Annotated in this window: 2 protein-coding genes; both read left to right on the forward strand. The window is 67.3% G+C overall.

Annotated elements, in window-relative coordinates; translation table 11 throughout:
* A partial coding sequence (locus tag Y706_RS28115; RefSeq protein ID WP_043436012.1) for a DUF5682 family protein occupies window positions 1-413 on the forward strand: 413 nt, incomplete at its 5' end.
* A partial coding sequence (locus Y706_RS24970; RefSeq protein WP_253906768.1) for a VWA domain-containing protein occupies window positions 410-1,593 on the forward strand: 1,184 nt, incomplete at its 3' end. The genes Y706_RS28115 and Y706_RS24970, both read left to right, overlap by 4 nt.

The raw sequence follows: 1,593 nt of genomic DNA on the forward strand, positions 1-1,593 counted from the left end.
TGGCAGGTCGGGCCACGAGGCTCCTTCTGGACGCAGGCCTGGTCGACGGGAACGACGTCGCGGCGACGCTGAGCCGGCGGCTCTCGATCGCCACTCCCTCACGGCAAGCCGCCGCTTGGCTGGACGGCCTCATCTCCGGAGACGCAACACTGCTGATTCATGATCGGCGGCTCCTGCAGATCGTGGACGACTGGGTCGCCGGGGTGGACGACGCCATCTTCGACGACGTCCTGCCGCTCCTGCGCAGGACATTTTCAGCATTCAGCCGGCCGGAGCGGCGCGAGATCGGAGAGCAAGTCAGCCGCATTGGCGACAAAGTGGGCATCGTCAGCCAGACCGACCTGGACCTGACCGCCGCGGGCCCCGCGGTCCGGACGATGGCCAGGTACCTCGGATGGGAGGCGATCGCGTGACCGACGCAGATACCGACGACCGCGGCCGGTTGGGCCGCTGGCGCCTTGTGCTCGGCGGCCATGAGGCCGACGGCGTCACCACAGCGGAGGGACACAGCGTCGTCCTCTCCACCGCTGACGCCCGGCGCGACCGGGCCCTGGAGGACTTGTACGGAGCCGAAGAAAAGAAGGGCCGCGGGGGTCTGGGCGCGTCCAGCCCTCGCGTTGCCCGCTGGCTCGGCGACATCCGGGGCTATTTCCCGTCCACGGTGGTCCAGGTGATGCAGGCCGACGCCATGGACCGGCTCGGCCTTCGGCAATTGCTCCTCGAGCCGGAGATGCTGCGAACCGTGCAGCCCGACGTCGGGCTGGTGAGCACGCTCGTCGGCCTCGGCCGTGTCATCCCCGAGCAGTCACGCGAGACCGCCAGGACAGTCATCCGTCAGGTGACGAACGAGCTTGAGGACCGTCTGCGCTCCAAGACGATACAGGCGCTCTCCGGAGCCTTGAACCGGGCGGCACGGACACGACGGCCCCGGCATCGGGACATTGACTGGAACAGAACTATCGCCGCAAATCTTAGGCACTACCAGCCCGCATACCGGACGATCGTGCCCGAGCGTCTGGTCGGGCACACCCGGCGCAGCACCGAGGTCCAGCGTGAAATCATCCTGTGTATCGACCAGTCCGGGTCGATGGCCGAGTCCGTGGTCTACTCCAGCGTGTTCGGGGCGGTGCTCAGCTCGCTGCGGTCGGTGCGGACCCGCCTGGTGGTCTTCGACACGGAGGTTGTCGACCTGACGGACGAGTTGGACGATCCGGTTGATGTGCTCTTTGGTGTGCAACTCGGCGGCGGCACGGACATCAACCGCGCCCTGGCATACTGCCAGGACCAGATCACCCGGCCCACCGAGACGATTCTGGTGCTCATCAGCGACCTCTACGAAGGCGGCATTGCGGAAGAGATGCTGCAACGGGCGGCCACGATCGTCGGGTCGGGGACGACCATGATCGCGCTCCTGGCGTTAAGCGACAGCGGCCATCCGTCGTTCGACTCAGACCATGCCAGGGCACTTGCCGGAATTGGCGTCCCGGCCTTCGCCTGCACGCCCGACCTGTTCCCGGATCTGATGGCCGCGGCCATTGAACGCCGGGACGTGGGCGAATGGGCAGCCGCCCAGGACATCCCGACGAGCCACGA

This window comes from Arthrobacter sp. I3 (assembly GCF_000520575.1).
GTDB classification, from domain to species: Bacteria; Actinomycetota; Actinomycetes; order Actinomycetales; family Micrococcaceae; genus Arthrobacter; species Arthrobacter humicola_A.